At 64.2% G+C, this 1744-nt stretch carries 3 protein-coding genes; all 3 read left to right on the top strand.

Annotated elements, in window-relative coordinates:
* Positions 1-241, top strand: a 241-nt coding sequence (locus AUC71_RS08155) for a hypothetical protein (RefSeq protein ID WP_158007758.1), incomplete at its 5' end; no start/stop codon positions are given.
* Complete coding sequence (locus tag AUC71_RS08150) at positions 238-1452, top strand: glycosyltransferase family 9 protein (protein WP_069623866.1); 1215 nt, start codon at positions 238-240, stop codon at positions 1450-1452. The genes AUC71_RS08155 and AUC71_RS08150, both read left to right, overlap by 4 nt.
* A gap of 56 nt (positions 1453-1508) precedes the next feature.
* Positions 1509-1744, top strand: a 236-nt coding sequence (locus AUC71_RS08145) for a hypothetical protein (protein WP_204376675.1), incomplete at its 3' end; no start/stop codon positions are given.

Here is a 1744-nt window from a genome sequence, read left to right as displayed (position 1 = left end):
GCCGGAATTCGTGCTCGCCTCAGGCACCACGTGGCACGGCCGCGGCGCCGCTAGGTACCTCTTCGCGATGCATGGGCTCGATGCGGATAGGCATCTCGCGGAGACGCTGCCGTCAGGGGATCCCGGGCCCGAGTTTCGTGTGTCGCTCGACCGGCTGGAGCAAGCCATCGGGCGAAAGCCCCAAAAGGACATCAGTTGGATCGCTGGCGAGATGATTGCCGCGATGAGCGTGGCCGCATGAAGCGCATCCTGCTCGGGCAGCTCACTGCCAATGGAGACTGCGTCTACGCCACGATCCTGGCGCGGCAGCTCCGCCACGACAACCCGGAAGCCCATATCACCTGGGCGGTGTCCACTCAGTGTGCGGGCCTGCTCAAGAACAACCCGGATATCGACGAGACCTGGGAAATTCCGTTTCAGGGCTGGAACGCCCACGAGCTGATCTGGCGGGTGTTTCAGCGAGAGGCGGTGGAGCGTTCCCTGCGGCGGGAGTTCGATGAGATCCTCTTGTCGCAAATTTGGCCGGACAACGCCCGCAACTACGACGGCACCGTTCGGCCGAGCATCCTGCGCAGCTACGGCCGGCCCATCACGGTGCCCATCGAGAACGTGATCCGGCTCACAGACGATGAGATGGAGACGGCAGACGCCTTCGTGCGCGACAACCGCATCGAGGACTTCGAGCAGCGTATCCTGTTCGAGTGCTCCTCGCGGAGCGGCCAGAGCTTCGTGACGCCGGATTTGGCGCAGCACATCGCAGAGCAGATTTACGCGCTGCTTCCCAATGCGACGGTGATCTTCACTACAGCCGAGCCGATGACGCTGAGAGACGCGCGCTCCCGCTACGCCGGCGCGCTGTCCTTGCGTGAGATCGCGCATCTGACGCACGCCTGCAGCCTGTTTGTCGGCGCCGGCAGCGGATGCACGACCCTTGCCACCTCTACCGCCGCGAAGAAGTTGCCCTTCGTGCTGCTGCTCAAGGGCGACACGTCCGTGTTCGCCTCGTTCGCCCACGATTTCGAGTATTTCGGCATCGAGCATCCCGGCGTCATCGAGATGACCGACGAGAACCCGGCGCGCATCGCCTCATGCGTCAGCCGTGTGGCGTCGCAAGGCGCCGCTCCGGCGCTACAGGAATTCGGCGGGACGATCCCGGTGACCTTCGACCACTACGGAGAGGTCCTCGAGCGAACCTTGCTGCGTCAGCAGCGCTACCTGGATGCCGCTCGCTCCCTGATGACGACGGCCGACCGATACGGCTGGACAGAAGATCTCATCCGCCTGGGCGAGGATAGGATCATGCCGTGTCTGGCGCGCGATCCGAGCTGGTTTTTCGCGAATGAGCGTGCTTTCGGGGAGGCGTTCAGGACGGCTTTGATGGAGGCCGCCCGCGACCCGGCGGCTGAGCCTCGGCAAAAATCGGCGAAAGATCAAGGAATTCTGCTAGGTTGACCCCGATTGTCTCCATCGCGCTTCCGGTATCGCCCCGCCCCATGAACCGCCACGACATGCCAGGGACTTCGGCCTCGTCCGCCTTCACGGTGCGGGGTTACGGCGAGCATGGGCCCGCGCATGTGTTGCTCGACGGCTCGGAGCTGGATGCGGCGATTGCCGTTTGCAATGAGGAGATTGCGTTAATCGAGGCGGCGATCAGAGCCGACCGGATTCCGGTCCCGGCAGCACTCGACGGAGACCGCCCGCAATTTGAGGTGACCGTGGAGCGCGCCGCCTCGGACGACGATCT

Source organism: Methyloceanibacter marginalis (assembly GCF_001723295.1).
Taxonomy (GTDB): domain Bacteria; phylum Pseudomonadota; class Alphaproteobacteria; order Rhizobiales; family Methyloligellaceae; genus Methyloceanibacter; species Methyloceanibacter marginalis.
The sequence above is the reverse complement of the archived record's forward strand: the minus strand, read 5'-3'. Positions and strand labels throughout refer to the sequence as shown.